At 73.4% G+C, this 18,826-nt stretch carries 12 protein-coding genes; 3 read left to right on the top strand and 9 right to left on the bottom strand.

Annotated elements, in window-relative coordinates:
- Positions 1-18: 18 nt before the first annotated feature.
- Together AB0K12_RS23535 and meaB are read right to left on the bottom strand one after the other, a co-directional pair.
- Positions 19-2,235: a CehA/McbA family metallohydrolase gene (locus AB0K12_RS23535; protein WP_364564863.1), complete on the bottom strand. Its 2,217-nt coding sequence runs from the start codon at positions 2,233-2,235 to the stop codon at positions 19-21.
- A gap of 146 nt (positions 2,236-2,381) precedes the next feature.
- The gene (gene meaB / locus AB0K12_RS23530) at positions 2,382-3,341 is read right to left on the bottom strand and encodes a methylmalonyl Co-A mutase-associated GTPase MeaB (protein WP_364564860.1); all 960 of its coding nucleotides are present in this window, start codon (positions 3,339-3,341) and stop codon (positions 2,382-2,384) included.
- A gap of 111 nt (positions 3,342-3,452) precedes the next feature.
- On the opposite strand from meaB, the gene AB0K12_RS23525 reads away from it, so the two are divergent.
- Positions 3,453-5,642, top strand: a complete 2,190-nt coding sequence (locus tag AB0K12_RS23525) for a serine/threonine-protein kinase (protein WP_364564857.1) — start codon at positions 3,453-3,455, stop codon at positions 5,640-5,642.
- A gap of 154 nt (positions 5,643-5,796) precedes the next feature.
- Here the strand turns inward: AB0K12_RS23525 and scpA are convergent, their stop codons facing one another.
- The 5 genes from scpA to AB0K12_RS23500 all read right to left on the bottom strand — a co-directional run bounded on the left by scpA (position 5,797) and on the right by AB0K12_RS23500 (position 13,247).
- Positions 5,797-7,944, bottom strand: a complete 2,148-nt coding sequence (scpA, locus tag AB0K12_RS23520; RefSeq protein ID WP_364564849.1) for a methylmalonyl-CoA mutase — start codon at positions 7,942-7,944, stop codon at positions 5,797-5,799.
- A complete protein-coding gene (locus AB0K12_RS23515; protein ID WP_364564846.1) occupies positions 7,941-9,680 on the bottom strand; it encodes a methylmalonyl-CoA mutase family protein in 1,740 nt (579 codons plus the stop codon). Before AB0K12_RS23515 ends, scpA begins: the two co-directional genes overlap by 4 nt.
- Before the next feature lie 59 nt (positions 9,681-9,739).
- A complete protein-coding gene (locus tag AB0K12_RS23510; RefSeq protein WP_364564838.1) occupies positions 9,740-10,324 on the bottom strand; it encodes a peptidoglycan recognition family protein in 585 nt (194 codons plus the stop codon).
- Positions 10,325-10,401: 77 nt separating this feature from the next.
- A complete protein-coding gene (mtnA, locus tag AB0K12_RS23505) occupies positions 10,402-11,340 on the bottom strand; it encodes an S-methyl-5-thioribose-1-phosphate isomerase (protein WP_364564831.1) in 939 nt (312 codons plus the stop codon).
- A 32-nt stretch (positions 11,341-11,372) separates the two neighbouring features.
- Positions 11,373-13,247 (bottom strand): potassium transporter TrkA, encoded by a 1,875-nt coding sequence (locus AB0K12_RS23500; RefSeq protein WP_364564827.1) that lies wholly within the window; start codon positions 13,245-13,247, stop codon positions 11,373-11,375.
- 213 nt (positions 13,248-13,460) lie between these two features.
- Here AB0K12_RS23500 and AB0K12_RS23495 point away from each other — a divergent pair, with 213 nt between their 5' ends.
- On the top strand, positions 13,461-14,570 hold the full coding sequence (locus AB0K12_RS23495) for a DUF5925 domain-containing protein (protein ID WP_364564820.1): 1,110 nt from the start codon (positions 13,461-13,463) through the stop codon (positions 14,568-14,570).
- Between the two features lie 46 nt (positions 14,571-14,616).
- Here AB0K12_RS23495 and AB0K12_RS23490 read toward each other — a convergent pair whose 3' ends face one another.
- On the bottom strand, positions 14,617-17,550 hold the full coding sequence (locus tag AB0K12_RS23490) for a DUF6493 family protein (RefSeq protein ID WP_364564812.1): 2,934 nt from the start codon (positions 17,548-17,550) through the stop codon (positions 14,617-14,619).
- The gene (locus tag AB0K12_RS23485) at positions 17,547-17,672 is read right to left on the bottom strand and encodes a hypothetical protein (protein ID WP_364564809.1); all 126 of its coding nucleotides are present in this window, start codon (positions 17,670-17,672) and stop codon (positions 17,547-17,549) included. The genes AB0K12_RS23490 and AB0K12_RS23485 overlap by 4 nt, the downstream gene beginning before the upstream one ends.
- 83 nt (positions 17,673-17,755) lie before the next feature.
- Between AB0K12_RS23485 and AB0K12_RS23480 the strand changes: the two genes are divergently transcribed.
- Positions 17,756-18,826, top strand: coding sequence for a C39 family peptidase (locus AB0K12_RS23480; RefSeq protein ID WP_364565025.1), 1,071 nt, complete (start codon positions 17,756-17,758; stop codon positions 18,824-18,826).

Raw genomic sequence — 18,826 nt, 5'->3', positions numbered from 1 at the left:
GTCGCCCATCGGGGGTGTCTAGGACTCGAGCCGGCTCGTGTAGACCGCCCTGGCCTGCTGCAACAGCGACATGTGGTCGCCGAACTGGTACGGGCTGGCCAGCCGCCCGTGCTGGCGGATGAGCTGCTCCAGCAGGTCGAGCCACTCCAGGCACCACAGCACGTCCTCGCGCCTCGCCACCGGCCGGCCGTCCACGTCCACGTAGACGGGGCTGGTCAGCGCGTAGCCGGTGGCGGTCAGCGTGCGCGGGTGCGGCGCGCACAGGACCTCGGCCACCACGTACGTGGGCGCGTCCAGCGTCAGCTCGGCCGTCACGGTCAGCAGCTCGTCGCCGCAGTCGCGGCCGTCGGGGGCCAGCCGCTCGGCCCCCGCGCACAGGCCGTCGGCGGTGCGGATGCGGATCGCCACCGCCTCGGGCCCGACGGTGGCGGCCGTGACGCTGATGCGGTCGCCCGCGGTGGCGTGGATGACGTGGCCGGGGCCGTGGCCGTTCACGCTCAGCTCCAGCCAGGGGCCGGTGGTGGCGAACGTGCGGCCCGCGCGTACGGCGGCGGCGAACGAGCGCGCCGTCAGCTCCCCCTCCACCTGCGCGTAGACGCGGGCCCAGCCGGGCGGGTTCGACTGGGTGTCGGAACGGGTGAAGGAGATCATCGCGTCGGTGCCCGCGGTGACGGCCAGCCGGTTGCCCGCGCCGATCAGCCGCCGGTAGACCGCCGCCGTGGCCGGGATGGAGGCGTGGGTGAGCACGTCGAGGCTGTCCACCAGCCCGAGCGCGGCGTCGGCGACCAGCTCGCGGGCGGCGCAGTTGCGTGGCACCGGCGAGACCACGCCCGTCGGCGGATCGCCGTCGCCGATCGGGGTGCGGAAGGGGTGGCTGTAGCCGACCAGCGCGCCGAGTCCGCGCAGCTCGCGCAGCCCGTCGGCGTTCGGCGGCCAGTCGGCGTCGCCGTCGAAGCCCGTGTGGTAGCGGCCGGGGGCCGAGCGCGGCGCGAAGGCGTAGACGTGGCCGAGCAGGTCGTTGCGGTATTCGACGCCCATCCTGGCCACGTGGGTGCCGTCGGACCAGGGCAGGTCGCGGCCGGTCCAGTGTTCGAGCGCCTCCCTGTCGTAGACCCGGCGGCCCGAGACGTTGCCCGCCAGCAGGTTGAGCACGTGGAGGTCCTCGCCGTGCTGGGCGGCGGCCGCGTCGGCGGGCACCGCCACCAGGTCGCCCGCCCAGTTGAGGTGGACGTGCAGGTCGCCGCCGTACCAGCCGCGGGCGGCGGCGTCGTACAGGCGGTCCGGGGTCAGCTCGACGAGCCACTCGGCTCCTGGGCCGGGCGTGAGGGCGAACTCGCGCTCGCCGTACTCCATGCCCCTGGCCGCCCGCACGGTCAGCGGCAGGCTGGGGACCTCGACGACGAGGTCGTCGCCGTGGAAGTAGGGGCGGCCGTGGTAGTCGTAGCGGTGCGGCACGCCGGAGGGGAACCAGCCGCTGCCGTTCTCGTCCACGACGCTCCACCGGCACGGCGTGCCCGCCGACAGCCGCAGCCTGGCCGCGGGCACGTGGCGCACGAGCGTGTCGAGCCTGACGCGCTCGCCGTCCACCAGGATCGTGCTGTCCTCGTCCACCTCCACCAGCCAGGCGCCGTACGGCGCCAGCACCCGGCCGGTGCCGTCGACGGTGACCTGGCAGGGCTCCTCGCGCTTGGAGTCGAACAGCAGCGAGATCCGCTCGCCGCCGCGGCCGGGCAGCCCCGCCGTGCGCGCCTCCTGCCAGGGCGCGGCGGACCCGCCGTGCTCGGGCGCCTGCGCCTCGCCCGGCTCCACCACGAACGGCACGTGGCCGCGCACCTGGTCGTTCCTGCCGCCGCCCGCGAGGGACGCCTGCGTGCCGATCAGCACCGTGCGCGGCGCGCCCTCCAGCACCGCGCCGCCCTGCTTGATGCGGACGGCGACGAGGTGGCCGGGCAGCTCACCGTCGAGGGTGTCGCGCAGGACGCGGTCGTAGTCGGGCTCGGCGAGCCGGGCGGCGAGCCGGTCGTGCGGCTCGTCCGGGTGGTCGGCCGCGACGGCCTGGAGGACCAGGGACCAGAAGCGGTCGAAGAGCGCGGGCGGCAGGACCCTCCGCCGGGCGAAGAACTTCACGTAATGGATCTCCGGTTCTCCCCAGGTGATGCCGTGTCGGTCGAGGAGGCGGCCGTACTCCTCGAGCTCGTCGGTCACCCTTCCGGGCAGCATCGATTCCGCACCCATGTGCGCCTCCCCCACGTCGGTTGGGCGCCATCGTGGCATGGATCACAGGGCGGTTTCGCCGGGCCGGAGCGGGGCGGAGGGGGAATCCTCATCCCCGGGAGAGGTATCTCCACCTGCGGGGTTCCGATGCTGCTCCGCCCGCCGGTTCAGGACCGGGTGAATGCGGACAGAATGCGTTCCGCCGCCAGCGCGGGCGTCAGCTCGCCCGCCAGCACCTCGCGCTCGACCTCCGCGCTGATCTCCGCCACCCGGGGGTCGGCGCGCAGCTCGGCCAGCAGCCGGTCCTTGACCAGGGTCCAGGTCCAGCCCACCTGCTGGCGGCGGCGCTTGGCGGCGAGGTCGAGGCCCTCCTGGTGGGCGAGCACCTTGGCCCAGACCTCGTCCAGCCCTGCTCCGGTCAGCGCGCTGCAGGTCAGGACGGGTGGCGGGGGCGCGTCGGAGCGCAGCATGCGCAGCGCGCCCGCCAGCTCGCGGGCGGCCTTGCGCGCGGGCAGCTCGTACTCGCCGTCGGCCTTGTTGACCGCGATGACGTCGGCGAGCTCCAGCACGCCCTTCTTGATCCCTTGGAGCTGGTCGCCGGTGCGGGCCAGGGTGAGCAGCAGGAACGTGTCCACCATGTCGGCCACCGCGGTCTCCGACTGGCCGACGCCGACGGTCTCCACCACGACGACGTCGAAGCCGGCCGCCTCCACCACGACCATGGCCTCCCTGGTGGCCTTCGTGACGCCGCCGAGCGTGCCCGAGGTGGGCGAGGGCCTGATGAAGGCGGCGGGGTCGGCCGCCAGGCGGGACATGCGGGTCTTGTCGCCGAGGATGCTGCCGCCCGTCCTGGTGGAGGACGGGTCCACGGCCAGGACGGCCACCTTGTGCCCCTGCCCGGTCAGCCGGGTGCCGAGGGCGTCGATGAACGTGGACTTGCCGACCCCCGGCACGCCGGAGACGCCGACCCTGCGGGCCTGCCCGGTGAGCGGGGTCAGCTCGACGAGCAGCCGTTGCGCGAGCGCGTTGTGGTCGGGTCTGGTCGACTCCACCAAGGTGATCGCGCGGGCGATCCAGGTGCGCGAACCGGCCCGGACGCCGCGGGCGTAGTCCTCCAGCGAATGCACCCCACATACCCCTTTCTTCGCAGTTGATCAGCCTAACTTCTGACAAATCTTGACTTTTGCCAGTAGGGTGCTGGAGTTCTGATCTCAGCCGTCACAGGAGTCACTCCCCTCATGCCCAACGTCGAACCCCTCCGCGAGGGCGACCCGGCAGCGGTGGGACCCTACCGGCTGGTCGGGCGCCTCGGCGCGGGCGGCCACGGTGTCGTCTACCTCGGCCAGGCACGCAACGGAACCCCGGTCGCCGTGAAGGTGCTGCGCGAGGGGCTCACCGTGGACGACCGCCTGGACGACCGCCTGGCCGCGGCCATCGCCGCCGCGCGCACGGTCGAGCCGTTCTGCCTCGCGCGGGTGCTCGACGCCTCGACCAGCGGCAGGGCGTACATCGTGGCCGAGTACGTGGACGGGCCCTCGCTGCAGCAGGCCGGCCGGCGCGGCGGCCCGGAGCTGCAGCGGCTCGCCGTGGCCACCGCGACCGCGCTCGACGCCATCCACCAGGCCGGCGTCGTGCACGGCGACCTCACGCCGTCCAACGTGCTGCTCAGCCCCGACGGGGCCAAGGTCGTGGACTTCGGCATCGCCGCGGCGCTCGGCTCGGGCATGAAGGCCACCAGCAACATCGTGGGGACGCCCGCGTACATGGCGCCCGAGCAGCTCGCCGGGCGGCCCGTGGGGGCGGCGGCCGACGTGTTCTCGTGGGCGTCGGTCCTGGTGTTCGCGGCCACCGGCGTGCCGCCGTTCGGCGATGACGCGCTGCCCGCGGTGATCAACCGCATCCTGCGGGAGGAGCCGCAGCTCGGCGAGCTGGGCCGGCCGCTGCGCGACATCGTCGCCGCCTGCCTGGCCAAGGACCCCGGGGCGCGTCCGTCGATGCGTGACGTGCTGCTGGAGCTGACGGCGCCCGCGCGCCGCACCCTGGCCCCGCACGCGGCCCCCGACGCCTACGACACGCCGGACAGGCAGGGCGTGCCCCCGATGCCCCGCCGCCGCCCCGCCGAGGCGACGACCCGCGACTTCGGCCCCGCCCAAGACCCCGTCTCCGGAGACCTCCACGCCCGCCCGCACGATCCCCACGGCGGCGGTGACCCCCGCGGCGCGCACGGCGGCCCGCATCCGCACGACCCGCGCGGGCGGGCTCGTCCGCACGACGCTCACGGTGACGCTCACGGTGACGTGCGCGGTGATGTGCGCGGGCGCGACGAACACCAGCGGCCCGAGCAGGGCGGGCACGAGGTCAGCGGGCAGAACGGGCAGACGGCCGCGTCGTTGCAGGCCCTGTTCGACATGTCGTCCACCGTGGAGCCGTCCTCCGGCGAGCGGGAGCGGCGCGGAGCAGGCGTGCCGCTGGGCGCGCCCGTCGCCTTCGACGCACCGGCCGCCTCGCGCACGGCCGACGGCCCCACCCGGGCGGTCGGACCCGGCGGCCACACCCCGGCGGGCGGACCCGGCGGGACGGAGGCCGGGCACGGCGCTGCGACGGACGGGTTCGATGCCGTCGCCGGCGGGTTCGGCAGCGGCGGGTTCGGCAGCGGCGGGTTCGGCAGCGGCGGGTTCGGCAGCGGCGGGTTCGGCAGCGGCGGTAGCGACGGCGGGTTCAGCGGCGCCGGGGGCGGTGGGCAGGCTGCGGCCGGCGGGCAGGAGAGCGGGAAGGGCGCGGGTAAGGCGGGCAAGCCGTCGCGGCGGCGCCGGGTCAAGACCGTGGCCGTCGCGGGCGTCTCCGGCGTGTCCGTGTGCGCGCTGGCCGGCGCGATCGTCTGGCTCACCCCGACGGAGCCGACCCCCAAGACGGGAGAGGTGCCCGCGAGCAGCGGCACCCCCACCACACCGGCGGCCACTCGATCGGCCGCACCATCGGCCACCGCACCGGCCACCGCACCGGCCGACCCGTCGTCCGGCCAGGCCAGGAGCCGGCGCCCCACCCCGCAGTCGGACGGCACCGCGACCACCGTCCCGGCCGACGACCGCACGACCAGCACCACCTCGGGCGCGAACCGGCTCCGCCTCGTCTACGTGCGCCCCGGCGGCACCAGGAGCGGCGACTGCTGGTCGGGCGGCCAGGTGACGCTCCAGGCCCTGATTCGGCGTACCGGCACCGCGACCACCTTCACCTACGCCTGGCTCGTGGACGGCACGTCGATCGCCCGCTCCTCGGCGGTGATCTCGGCGAACGGCGAGCGCTATCTCGCCGCACCCCGCACCCTGCGCAGCACCGGCGGCGTCCACCGCGTCACCCTGCGCATCACCTCCCCGGTCACCGTCGAACGCACGGTCTCGGTCCCCATGTGCGAACAGGGCACCTACTGACCCTCCCGACCCACCCGGCAGACCTCCCGAGCGGCCCAGGTCCCGCAGCTCTCCCGCAGGGCCCGGGCCCTCGCCTTCCGCGCCACCCAGCCCCGCGCACCTGCTGAGACGCGCGGGGTGAGCGGACCCGACAGCTCTCGGGTTCGTCCGTGGCCTAGTGGCGCTTGCTGAGTTGTTCGAGCAGGTCGAGGGCGGCGTCGGCGATCACCGTGCCCGGGGGGAAGATGGCGGCGGCGCCGGCGGCGCGGAGTTCGTCCCGGTCGCCGGGTGGGATGACGCCGCCGACGACGATCATGATGTCGGCGGCGTCGAGGGCGGCGAGGGCGTCGCGCAGGGCGGGGACCAGCGTGAGGTGCCCGCCCGCCAGCGTCGAGACGCCGACGATGTGCACGTCGGCCTCCACGGCCTGGCGGGCGACCTCCTCGGGCGTCTGGAACAGCGGGCCGACGTCGACGTCGAACCCGAGGTCGGCGAAGGCGGTGGCGATCACCTTCTGGCCGCGGTCGTGGCCGTCCTGCCCCATCTTGGCCACCAGGATGCGCGGCCTGCGCCCCTCGGTCTCGGCGAAGGCGTCGCAGGCCCGCCGGGCCCGCTCGATGTTGGCGGCCTGGCCTGACTCGTCGCGGTACACGCCAGTGATCGTACGCACCTGCTCGGCGTGCCGGCCGAAGACCTTCTCCAGGGCCTCGGAGATCTCCCCCACGGTGGCCTTGGCGCGGGCGGCGTCCACGGACAGCTTGAGCAGGTTGTGCTCCAGGCCGGGCGCCGGGTGCGAGGCGGCCTTGGTGAGGGCGTCGAGCGCGCGGCGTACGGCGTCGGGGTCGCGCTCGGCCCGCAGCCGGGCCAGCTTGTCGAGCTGGCTGGCCCGTACGGCGCTGTTGTCGACCTTGAGCACCTCGATGTCGCGGTCACCCTCGGCCCGGTACTTGTTGACCCCGATCACCGGCTGCCTGCCGGAGTCGATGCGGGCCTGCGTACGCGCGGCGGCCTCCTCGATGCGCAGCTTGGGCAGCCCCGCCTCGATGGCCTTGGCCATGCCGCCGGCCGACTCGACCTCCTGGATGTGGTCCCAGGCGCGGGCGGCGAGGTCGTGGGTGAGGCGTTCGACGTAGTAGGAGCCGCCCCAGGGGTCGATGACGTGCGTGGTGCCCGACTCCTGCTGCAGCAGCAGCTGGGTGTTGCGGGCGATGCGCGCGGAGAAGTCGCTGGGCAGGGCGAGCGCCTCGTCGAGCGCGTTGGTGTGCAGCGACTGGGTGTGGCCCTGGGTGGCGGCCATGGCCTCGACGCAGGTGCGGGCGACGTTGTTGAAGACGTCTTGTGCGGTCAGCGACCAGCCGGAGGTCTGGCTGTGCGTACGCAGGCTCAGCGACTTGGGGTTCTTCGCGCCGAAGCCGGAGACGAGCTTGGCCCACAACAGCCGGGCGGCGCGCAGCTTGGCGACCTCCATGAAGAAGTTCATGCCGATGCACCAGAAGAACGACAGCCGGGGCGCGAACCGGTCGATGCCGAGCCCTGTGGCGGTGCCGGCGCGCAGATATTCGACGCCGTCGGCGAGTGTGTACGCCAGCTCCAGATCCAGCGTGGCTCCGGCCTCCTGGATGTGATAGCCGGAAATACTGATGGAGTTGAATTTCGGCATCTTCTCACTCGTATAAGCGAAAATATCCGAAATAATGCGCATCGACGGAGCCGGCGGATAAATGTAGGTGTTGCGGACCATGAACTCCTTGAGGATGTCGTTCTGGATGGTCCCCGCGAGCTGCTCCGGCGCGACGCCCTGCTCCTCCGCCGCCACGATGTAGAGGGCCAGGACGGGCAGCACCGCGCCGTTCATCGTCATGGACACCGACATGCGGTCGAGCGGGATGCCCTCGAACAGCTGCCGCATGTCGTAGATCGAGTCGATCGCCACCCCCGCCATGCCGACGTCGCCCGCGACGCGCGGGTGGTCGGAGTCGTAGCCCCGGTGGGTGGCCAGGTCGAACGCCACCGACAGGCCCTTCTGCCCGGCCGCCAGGTTGCGCCGGTAGAAGGCGTTGGAGTCCTCGGCGGTGGAGAAACCGGCGTACTGGCGGATCGTCCAGGGCTGGTTGACGTACATGGTGGGGTAAGGGCCGCGCAGGTAGGGCGGCGCGCCGGGATACGTCCGCAGGAAGTCCAGCCCGTCCAGGTCGGCGGCGGTGTAGAGCGGCTTGACCGCGATGCCCTCGGGCGTCTCCCACACCTCGCCCTCCGGCTCAGGACCCCCCGGCCCGTCCGCGGGCAGGGGTCCGAGCGGGATGCCGGAGAAGTCCGGGATCATCGGGTCACCTCCAGGTCGTCGAACGTCTCGCGGAGCACGGCGGGCACGTCGCACCCGGCGTAGAGGTTCGCGTCGATCCCCTCATAACGTCCCTTCCCCGCCAGCCACACCTTCTTCGCACCGGCCTCGCGCAGGGCGGCGGCGACGGAGGCGGCGTGCTGCTCGTAGAGCTGGTCGGTGGAGCACAGGCAGGCCACGGTGGTGCCGCCGGCGGCGAACGCGGCGGCGATCCGCCCGGGGTCTGTGCCCGGCCCGGCCGTCTCGACCGCCAGCCCGCCGGACTGGAAGAGGTTCGCGGCGAACGTGGCCCGCGCGCTGTGGGCGGCCAGGGGGCCGATCGTGGCCAGGAACACCTTGGGCCGCTCGGGCTGCGCGTCGGCCAGGTCGCGCAGCCGCTCGTACGGCTCGGCGTACCGGATCCTGGGCGGCTCCGCCCGCTCGTCCGTCCTGCCGGGCGCGCGCCGCAGCGGCTTCTCGGCAGGGTCGGGGAACTCGCTCACCCCGGTGATGGGGAAGCGGCGGTGCGCGATGTCGGCGTCGCGGCGCTCGCGGGTGGCGGCGATGCGGGCGGCGATCAGCGGCCCCGCCGCCAGGATGCCGCCGGCCGCCTCGATCTCCTGGAAGAAGGCCCAGGCGGCGGAGGCGAGGTCGGCGGTGCGGCGCTCGACGTACCAGGAGCCGCCCGCCGGGTCGATGACGCGCCCCAGGCCCGACTCCTCCAGCAGCAGCGACTGGGTGTTGCGGGCGATGCGGCGGGAGAAGTCGTCGGGCAGCCCCAGGCAGGCGTCGAACGGCTGCACGGTCACCGCCGCCGCCCCGCCGACACCGGCGCCGAAGCAGGCCAGGGTGGTGCGGAGCATGTTGACCCACGGGTCGCGGGCGGTCATCATCGCGGAGCTGGTGACGGCGTGCTGCCGCTGCCCGCCCGCGCCGGGGGCACCGCAGACCTCGGCGACCCTGGCCCACAGGCGGCGCGCGGCGCGCAGCTTGGCGATGGTGGCGAACTGGTCGGCGGTGGCGGCGTAGCGGAACTCGAGCTGCCCGAGCGCCTGCCCGGCGCTCAGCCCGGCCTCGGTGAGCGCGCGCAGCTCGGCGACGCCGGCCGCGATCGAGCAGGCCAGCTCCTCGGCGTCGCTGCCGCCCGCGTCGTGGTACGGCGTGGCGTCCACGGTGACGGCCCGCAGCCCCGGATGCCGCTCGGCGCAGCGCAGCGCCAGCTCGGCTCCGCCGGTGCCGTACGCCGCCGACGCGCCGAGGTTGCCCGACGGCTCGACGCCGCGTTCCGCGGCCAGCGCGAGCAGGGCCTCGGCGGCCTCGGGGGTCTGCTCCCCCGCTTCCAGGACGACGGGCGCGAGGTCGAGGTAGACGTTCTCCAGCACCCTGCCGAGCGCGCTCACCGGGATGGCGCCGTCGCCGACGACCAGCCAGAGCGAGGTGACGCCGTTCTCCAGGTCGGTGAGCACGGCCTCGGGGTCGGCGACGGCGTGCCGCTGGCGTACGTCCCAGCCGCCGGTGACCCGCGCGCCGCGCACGTGGGGGGCGGCGCCCGGGGAGCCGGGGTCGCCGGGCAGGTCATCGGCGTCGTAGAGCGGGGCGATCGTGAGCCCGTCGTACGTCGTCCTGGACAGCGCCTCCTCGGGCGCGGACGTCTCGGCTCCCGACTTGCGCAGCACCTCCGCCGCCAGCGCCCGCCAGTCGTCCCGTGAGGTGGGCGCGAACCCCGCTGCCAGTTCCATGGTTCGGATAGTAGGCGGAACCACCCGAACCCAGTAACCCCGGGTCTAAGCCTCCCAAGTCAGGCGCCAGGTCGCAGCCTCCCGGGGGACGGCCGTGCTGCCGGCCCGCCTCCCCCGCCGTCGCCGCCACCCGCCGGGCGCGGCGCGCCGCGCCGGACCCAGGCGTAGAGGGGCTCGCCGGGGCAGTCGGTGGCGTAGCCGTCGCGGTGACCCTTGACCTCCTTGCCCGCGCTGCCGTTCTTCCTGACGAACTCGATGGCGTCGACGATGGCGTGCAGGAGGCCGTCGGGCGGTCTGACCAGACCCGAGTTGCCGACCAGGCCGAGCACGGCGTAGTGGCCGGCGTTCAGGCCCGGGCCGTTGGCGGCGGGCAGGTGGTGCAGGCCCCGGCCCTCGAACACCTTGCGGTGCGGGCAGGCGACGTAGCTGTAGCCGATGTCGATCCAGCCGTTGCCGTCCATGTGGTGGGCCTGGATCGAGCGCACCAGCGCCGCGCAGCGCTCGTGGTCGCCGACGATCGCCTCATCGACCCTGCCGCCGGTGTAGTGAACCTTGACCCCTTGGGTGGAGTCGAGCTGTGTGTAGTCGCCGCGCGGGGCGCGGGCGTTCCAGTCGCGCCGTAACACCAGGTCGATGGCCACCATGAGCTCCGAGAGTCGCTGTCGTGACGACTGAGCGTAACCCGGAGGACGCGGAACGGTCCCAGGATCGGCGATTTCGGTTACGGTCTGATCACCCGCCGGTCGGTCACGATGGCGGTGATGAGGTCGTGGGGCGTCACGTCGAAGGCCGGGTTGAGCGCCTGCGTGCCCTCGGGGGCGATGCGCACGCCGCGTACGGAGACGATCTCGTCGGCGCCGCGGTCCTCGATCTCGATCTTGTCGCCCGACGGGGTGTCCTCGTCGATCGTGGACTCCGGCGCGACCACGATGAACGGCACCCCGGCGCGTTCCGCTCCGAGCGCGAGGGCGTACGAGCCGATCTTGTTGGCCGTGTCGCCGTTGGCGGCGATGCGGTCGGCGCCGATGAGCACGGCGTCGACGTCGGCCCGCGCCAGCAGATAGGGGCCCGCGGAGTCGGCGATGAGCCGGTGCGGCGCGCCCATCCTGCCGAGCTCCCAGGTCGTGAGCCTCGCGCCCTGCAGCAGCGGCCTGGTCTCCAGCACCAGCACCTCGGCCAGCCGGCCGCGCTCGTGCAGCGTCTGGACGACGCTGAGCGCGGTGCCGCGCTCGACGGCGGCCAGCCCGCCGGTGTTGCACACGGTCATGATGCGCAGCCGGTCGCCTTCGAGCAGGGCGGCGCCGCGCTCGCCCATGGCCCGGCTCGCGGCGAGGTCGTCGTCGCGTACGCGCAGGGCGGCGGCCAGCACCGCCGCACGGCCCTCGTCGAGGTGGGCGGCGGCCTGGTCGACGCCCCAGGCGAGGTTGACGGCGGTCGGCCTGGCGGCGCGCAGCGCGGCGATCTGGTCGGGGTCGCCGTCGGCCAGCACGACGCCGAGCGCCCCCGCCACGCCGAGCGCGGGCGCGCCGCGCACCGCCAGCCGCCTGATGGCGTCGACGAGCTCGGCGACCGTGTGGATGCGCAGCATCACGCACTTGTCGGGCAGCAGGGTCTGGTCGATGATCTCGACGGCGTCGTCGACCCAGTCGATGGTCCTCACGACAGAACGCTAACCCAATCTCCTGGCAGCCATCATCGTTCGGCGAGGACGATGACCGAGTCGCTCTCGCCGAGCACGATCGGCCGCGTCTTGTCCGGGTTCAGAACGATGCCGTAGTGCGGCGGATCGTTCCTGCCCAGGTTGTCGCGGTAGCCGATGGCGGTCTCTCCCCTGAGCCGCGCCGACTCCACCACGGTGGAGAACGACACCTCCACGCCCGTCTTGACGTAGTCGGAGGCCGGGCGGGGGTAGATCTCCGAGCCGCGCGAGTCGAAGAGGTAGCCGAAGACGTCCGCGAGGTGCCGGTTCTCGGCGAGCTGGGCCAGCAGCAGGCCGATGACGGTGTCGCTGATCACGATGTCGTCGGCCTCGGTGACCTCGGCGAGCGCGCGGTTGTTCTCGTCGTGCATCTCGCTGACGATCGAGTAGTGCTCGCCCAGCGTCTTCTGCATGTCGCGCAGCTGCAGCAGCGTCATGAGCGTGCGGGTGTCGGCGTGGTGCGGGTCGAACCGGTCGTCGGAGAGCACGATGACGTGCTGGAACAGGCCGACGCCGAGCGACTCCAGGGCGAACCTGTCGGTGGTGTCGCAGTCCTTGACGTTGACGGTGAGGTTGCGCAGGCCGGTGAGGTTCGTCCCGGCCGAGGGGTGGTCGGTGGCGACCTCCAGCACCGAGCCGGGGGCGACGTAGCCGTCGAGGTAGCGGATGATCTGCTCGGCGCGGCCGTTCCAGTTGAGCAGCAGCGTGCGCTCCGGCTGGGTGGGCGCCTTCCCCGCCGTGACGATCGCCGCCTCCTCCAGCGCGGGCCTGCCGGCCGCGAGGCGGACGTGCGAGTCGTCGTCGGCGATGATGATGACCTGGTCGCCGTCGTTGATGACGGTGTCGAGCGGCGGGTTCAGCACGATGCCGGACGGGCGGCGCAGGCCGATCACGGACGCCGTCTCGTACGCGTGCAGCGCGTCCCCGTACGTGACGCCGAGCAGCTTCTTCGGGGTGCGCAGGTAGATCTCGCCGCCGTCGAAGTTCAGCAGGTCCATGCAGACCACGGACATGCCGGACTGGCGGGAGGACTGCACGATCAGCCGCGAGGCGGTGTCGTCGGAGTCGACCAGGTGCACGTCCTCGCCGCCGGCCAGGCGGGCGGCGGCGATGTTGCGGCTGGAGGTGAGGGCGGCCACCACCGGAGGGCGCACGCCCTCGCGCTTGGCCAGCGCGAGCAGGATCTTGATGACGTGGGCGTCGGGGTCGTCGCGTGCGGGCGACAGCACGACGACGGAGCTGGCGGTCGAGAGGTTCATCAGCGCGAGGTCGCGCGGCTCGGTCGGCCGTCCCGTACGGCACACCACGCGGGTGCCGCCGAGGCCGCCCAGCCGCTCGCGGATGTCCTCCTCCATCTCGAGTTTGTCACGTTCCGCCAGGATCGCGATGACGGAGTGCTTCTGGCTGGCCTGCGCCTTGACCAGCTCGGAGATGATCGTGAACACCTGGTCCGACCAGCCGAGGATGACCGTGTGCCCGCGCTCCACGATCCGCGAGCGCCCCCTGCGCAGCCGGTCCACCTTCTGCTTGAGGCCGTTGGACAGCAGACCCACCAGCATGCTGACGATGAACAACCCGCCGAGCGACATCGCGAACATGATCGCGACGTAGGTGATGGACCCCTCGTCACTGGCGACCTTGCCCGGGCTCAGGGCGTGCATGAGGGAGATCCACAGCAGCTCGCCGGCGTGGTCGACACCCTCGGGCTCGTTGGGCGCCAGCCACAGCGTCAGTCCCGTCACGACCACCATCAGCGCGGCCGACACGATCGCCAGCCACCCGATGAGCGACGCCGTCCCCTTCGACATGGTGTTGTCGAACCAGTACCGCGCCCGTTCGCGGAACGTGACTTTCGACACTTCCCCCATACCTCCGCTTAAGGACTGATTTACCCGACGTCACAAGGTACCGGGCATACACCCCTCTCGCATGGCGAAGCGGTCACAGTTTCCCCGGCGCCATCGGGGCTGGCGCGCCCGGCCCCCTCGTCACCACGGGGCCGGGTACTCTCAAGGAGAACCACTGTCCCCAGCCAGAAAACTCTTCGACATCCGGCCCCTGAGACGGAGATCATCAACGGTATGTCTGTGATTAGGGAGGTGCCGTTCCCCAGCCCGGACTCCTCTGAGCTCCCGATGAACATCTGGATCGACGACGCCGACTCCGCCATCGACGTGATCGACGCTCTGGCACTGTCGCCGTTCGCGACGGGCGTGCAGCCGTGGTCCCGCCTGGCCAACCTGGAGCGCGTACGCCCTGACGCCCCGCTCGCCCCCGCCGGCGGCCGGGTGCTGCGCACCGCCCGGGTCGAGGACGGCTCCGAGTCGCGGCTGATCTGCGGTGACGGCTGGACCCTGCGCGTCGTACGCCACCGCAACCGCACGGCGACGGTCAGCGTCACCGCGGTCGACGAAGACCTGGCCAAGAGCGTGCTCGCGGAGAGCATCGAAGGCGCGGAAGAGGCCGTCCCCGACGTCGACCACGTGGAGATGGGCTTCTGGTGGCGCGGCATGCACGGCGGCACCCGCTCGGAGAAGCCGATCACCGCGCAGCCCTGGGACGAGATCAGCACCAACTACTCGGCGAAGGTCCGCCCGGCGCTCGACCGGCTCATGGCGGTCACCCCAGAAGACGTCAACGGCCGCCTCATCCTGCTGCACGGCCAGCCCGGCACCGGCAAGACCACGCTGCTGCGCACACTCGCCAAGCAGTGGCGCGACTGGTGCCAGGTCGACTGCGTGCTCGACCCCGAGCGGCTGTTCAACGAGCCCGGCTACCTCATGGAGGTCGCCGTCGGCTACGACACCGACGAGGAGTCCCAGCGCTGGCGGCTGCTCGTGCTGGAGGACTGCGACGAGCTGATCAGCTCCGGCGCCAAGGCCCAGGCGGGTCAGGGGCTGTCCCGGCTGCTCAACCTCACCGACGGGCTGCTCGGGCAGGGCCGCGACGTGCTCGTCGCCATCACCACCAACGAAGACCTCACCCGCCTCCACCCCGCCGTCGTCCGCCCCGGCCGCTGCCTGGCGCAGCTCGAGGTGGGGCCGCTGAGCAAGGAGGAGGCGGTGACGTGGCTGGGCACGCCGGAGGGCGTCGGCCCGTCCGGCGCCACCCTGGCCCAGCTCTACGCCCTCCGCTCAGGCCGCGAGATCACCCCGACCCCGGGCGACGAGTCGACCGGCCTCTACCTCTGACGCCGGCCCCGGGGGCGCGTTTCGCGGCGCGCCCCCGGATCGCCTTTCAGGTGAGGTAGGTGTGCAGGCGGCGGGCCTCGCGGACGAAGTTGTTCGACGCCTTGCGCTGGGCGATCTCGGCCACGCACGGCACCGCGCCGCGCGCGCCCGCCCATCGGGCCGCCCGTAACGCGAACACGAGGCCCTGCGTGTGCCGGGTGTGCGACCGCTCGCCCGGCGCGGGCAGGAAGCCCGGCAGGAACGCGGTCACGATCCGCCACACCTCCCGCTGCGCGCCGAACGCGGCCGCCGCCTCCAAGGTCTCGAACGCCGGGCCGGGCTTGAGCTCCGTACGCTGGATCAGCAGCGCGAGCCGCCGTCCCACGCGCTCGGCGTCAAGCCCGCCGCGCGCGGCCAGCTCCACGACCGGCCGCGCCCGCTCCTCCGCCGCCCCGCGCGCCCGATCCGCGACCAGGTACGCCACCACGAGCGCGACCGCCTCCCCGGGCGGCCCACCCGCCGCCGCCAGGGCCTGCGCCTGCGCCGTCTCCACGCGCGCCCGCCGCCACCGCTCCATGAGATGCGGCACGCAGTGGGCCGCCACCGCCTCGCGATCGGACGGCATCAGATGGGGCCACCACCCCAGATACCCGCCGTGATCACGCAGCCGATGCGCCACGGACCCGCTGAACAGCCCGTCCACGAGCTCCAGCCCCGTGGGCCCGTCCGGCCACAGCCGCGCGCTCAACTCGTGCACCCGCCCCGGCACCGGCCCGGTGTCAGCCGCACAACAAGCCCAGCCCTCCTGCCAAGGGCCGGACTCGCCGGCTGCCACCTCACCGTTTCGCTCACCACCATCGCCGGCTGGAAAGACGCCACCGGCTGAGCGGTCCGCACCCCCGCCGCCCGGGCTGCCGGACGGAAGGACGTTCACGCCAGGCCCTGGCGTGGCGGGCGGGAGGACGTTCACACCAAGCCCTGGCATGGCCGGCGGGAGGACGTTCACGCCAGGCGCTGGTATGGCGGCGTCCTGGCTGCCGAGCACCCGGCATGACCAGATCACCTCGGCGATCGGTTCCGGCCGCTCGCCGTTCATCCAGCGGGCGGCGATGCGGCCCGCCTCCGAGGTGAGCCGGGCCGCCTGGGCCGCCGCGTGCCGCGGGATCGCGCGGGGCAGCCGTAACAGCGCCTGCTGCAGGTCGGCGGGCAGGGCCTCGGCGCCCGCCCGTTCGTAGCCGGACAGGCGCTCCACCAGCACCTCCGGATCCAGTGCTCCGGACCCCTCGGTGGGTTCGGCGAGCAGATAGGGCGGCAGCGTGCCCGCGGCGAGCGCGTCGTGGACCTCGGCCCAGCGTCGCAACAGGAACAGGTGCGGCCCTGGCACGTCCCCCGCCCCCGGCAGTCGCTCGTCCGCGGACGACGTGACGACAATCCCGGTCACGAGGAGGGCGATCGCCTGAGCCCAGTGGCCGATGTCCAGCCAGGGGCCCGGGGGCGGGGGCCGATGTTCCGTGAGGCGGGTGGTGAGGGCGTCGCGGGCGTGTCCATACAGGCGGACGACGCCCGCGAGCCAGCGTTCCGCGCCCTGCCAGTCGTCCGGCGGGCACGGATCCAGCTCGCCCGCCGCCCGCACCGGCGGGGGGAACGCGCCGGCCTCGAGGGGTGGGGGCAAGGAGACCGGGGTGAAGCCGTCGAGATCCCCGGGCCCGGCCGCCGCGTCCGCACCGAACACGGCGGCGAGCGTCTCGGCCAGCTCCTGCGGCAGGACCCCCATCGCCTCCCTGATCGCCCGGCCCCCCTCGGCGGTGAACCGCTTGGCGTGCTTGACCGCCACCCGCACGGCCCGCCCCTGCACGTCGGTGGACTCCGAGCCGAACGCGCAGCCCAGCGCGGGCGCCAGCGCGTCGAGCCCGGCGGCGGGGTCACCGGCGGCGACCTCGTCGAGCCAGGTGACGCCGGCCGTCTGCAGCTTGCGTTCGGGCCTGAGCAGCAACGCGCGCACCGCCTCGGTCACGTCGCCCCCTTCCAGGTCGTCGAGCCGCCGTACGTGCCTGAGCACCGTCTCGGCGACCGCGCCCGGCGCGGCAGGCAGCAACCCCAGGTAGGCGCGGCGACGGCGGCTCATCTCGTCGTCCGTGGGCTGGAGCAGCTCATGGAGGCGTACGAAGAAGCGCAGGTCGGCGGGCTGCCCGCCACGCAGGAACCGCCGCAGGCACCCGTCGAGCAGCAGGTCGCGCCCGATCCGCCCGTCGCCCGCCAGCTCGTGCAGCGCGGCAAGCCACGACCGGGGCCTGAGCGGGTCGGAGCGTTCGTCGCGCAGCAGCGCCCCGACCCCCTCGGCGTCGAACATCCGGGGCACGAGGTGGTCGAGCAGCGGGTCGGCGCGCAGCCCCGCGGCGTCGGGTGTGCAGGCGGCCCACGCGACGACGAGCGGGTCGTGCTCGGGCGGGGTCACTCCGGTGTGGCGCAGCAGGGCCAGCACCGTACGGACCCCCTGCCCAGGACCGCCGCGCCGGCGCGGCCCTGGAGCGAGCTTGAGTGCGGCCAGGGTGGCGAACTCGGCCCGCCACTCCGCCGTGCGCTCGGCCAGCCCAGGCCCGAGCAACCAGAGCAGCACGGCGTCACCCGGCTCCTCCGCCCGGACACGACTCCGGACTTCTCCGGCGAAGCGCCCATACCGTTGCGAACGGCTCGTGACGGCGGCCTGGTGCGCGACGTGCGAGCCGCGATCCCATGGGACCTGCGCGCCGTCATACGGGCCGTCATACGGGCCGTCATACGCGCCGCGCCCGGAAGGAGCGTGGCGGCCGTGCCCCAAGGAGGCGCGCGGCGCCGGCTCGGAGGGGGTGTAAGGGCTGTGCGCGCCTCGTGGGCCGGGCCGCCACGGAGCGCGGGGGTCGAGGCGGTGGAGGAGGTCGGCGGCCGTCTCGGGGTCGGCGGTGGCGACGGCGGCCGCCACCGCGTCCCACGACGTGGCGAGCGGCTCCTCCCCGACGTTCACGGCGCCGCCTCCCCCGCGGCCCGGGCGCCGGGTAAGGCCGTGTCACCGGCGGGCGTGCGGCCGGGCATGCGGGCCGGCGGGCAGGGCACGGGATGCGCGTGTGCCTGGAAAGGGAAAGTCATGCCCCAGACCATAGGGTTGATCACCGACACATTCGCCCCGGTACGTAAACCATCCGATGTGCGGCATGCGGCACAAAACCACAATGTGCCTGGTGCTCACCGTCGATCTGGCCCGCGTCGCCTTCACCCGCTTCGCCGTACCGACGGCACAGGAAGGCGCGCAGGAGTGGACCGGTGCCGAGCAACCGATCGGCTTCGCGGCCACCCAGATCATCCCGTCGTGGACGGCCCGCACCCCGCCCGGCTCGTGGATCGAGATCGCGTTACGCGCGAAGGCCCGTTCCGAAGCCGAGGACACCTGGACCAAGTGGTACGTCATGGGCCGCTGGTCCGAGCACGGCGACCCGCGGACGTCGGTGCCCGGCCAGGGCGACGAGAACGGCGACGTGGCCGTGGACACGTTCGTGGCCAGGCGTCCGGTGACCGCCTACCAGGTGCGGGTGACCAGGCACGGCGCGGGCGCCGAGCTGACGGGCCTGGGCGTGATGGCCTCGGCCCTGCCGCCGCACCCGCCCGCCCCCAGCGCTCCCGGCCCGGGCGGCGCGGTGGAGCTGGACGTACCCCGTCACTCCCAGCACGCGCACGCCGGCCACCACCCGCGCTACGACGGCGGCGGCGCCAACTGGTGCAGCCCGGCCTCGGTGGCGATGGTGCTGGCGTTCTGGGGCCGCGGCCCGGCCCCCGAGGAGCTGGCCTGGGTGGGCGGCGGCGACCCCGCTCCGGCGGTGGACCACGCGGCGGCGGGCACGTACGACGCGAGCTACCAGGGCACCGGCAACTGGCCGTTCAACGTCGCCTACGCCGGCCGGTACGGTTTGTCCGGGTTCGTAACGCGGCTGCGGTCGGCGGCCGAGCTGGAGCCGTTCGTCAGAGCCGGCATCCCGGTGATCACCTCCCAGTCGTTCAAGGCGCACGAGCTGCCCGGCTCCTGCTACAGCACGAACGGTCACATCCTGGTCGTCACCGGCTTCACCGCCGAGGGCGACGTGGTGGTGAACGACCCCGCCGCCCCCACGGACGGCGAGGTCAGGCGGGTCTACCCGCGGGCCGCGTTCGAGCACGTGTGGCTGCGGAGCTCGGGCAGCGGCGGCATCGCGTACGTGCTGCACCCCCCAGACGTCCCTCTTCCTCCTAGTACCAACGGCAATTGGTGA

This window comes from Nonomuraea sp. NPDC049419 (assembly GCF_040676995.1).
Classification (GTDB): domain Bacteria; phylum Actinomycetota; class Actinomycetes; order Streptosporangiales; family Streptosporangiaceae; genus Nonomuraea; species Nonomuraea salmonea.
Note: the sequence above shows the minus strand (reverse complement) of the source record. Positions and strands in the feature narration are given on the sequence as shown.

Coding starts and splice junctions, on each gene's coding strand:
- AB0K12_RS23535 (WP_364564863.1), bottom strand. CDS start 2,235: ATGGGTGCGGAATCGATGCTGCCCGGAAGGGTGACCGACGAGCTCGAG.
- AB0K12_RS23525 (WP_364564857.1), top strand. CDS start 3,453: ATGCCCAACGTCGAACCCCTCCGCGAGGGCGACCCGGCAGCGGTGGGA.
- scpA (WP_364564849.1), bottom strand. CDS start 7,944: ATGATCCCGGACTTCTCCGGCATCCCGCTCGGACCCCTGCCCGCGGAC.
- AB0K12_RS23515 (WP_364564846.1), bottom strand. CDS start 9,680: ATGGAACTGGCAGCGGGGTTCGCGCCCACCTCACGGGACGACTGGCGG.
- AB0K12_RS23510 (WP_364564838.1), bottom strand. CDS start 10,324: ATGGTGGCCATCGACCTGGTGTTACGGCGCGACTGGAACGCCCGCGCC.
- AB0K12_RS23500 (WP_364564827.1), bottom strand. CDS start 13,247: ATGGGGGAAGTGTCGAAAGTCACGTTCCGCGAACGGGCGCGGTACTGG.
- AB0K12_RS23495 (WP_364564820.1), top strand. CDS start 13,461: ATGTCTGTGATTAGGGAGGTGCCGTTCCCCAGCCCGGACTCCTCTGAG.
- AB0K12_RS23485 (WP_364564809.1), bottom strand. CDS start 17,672: ATGACTTTCCCTTTCCAGGCACACGCGCATCCCGTGCCCTGCCCGCCG.
- AB0K12_RS23480 (WP_364565025.1), top strand. CDS start 17,756: ATGTGCCTGGTGCTCACCGTCGATCTGGCCCGCGTCGCCTTCACCCGC.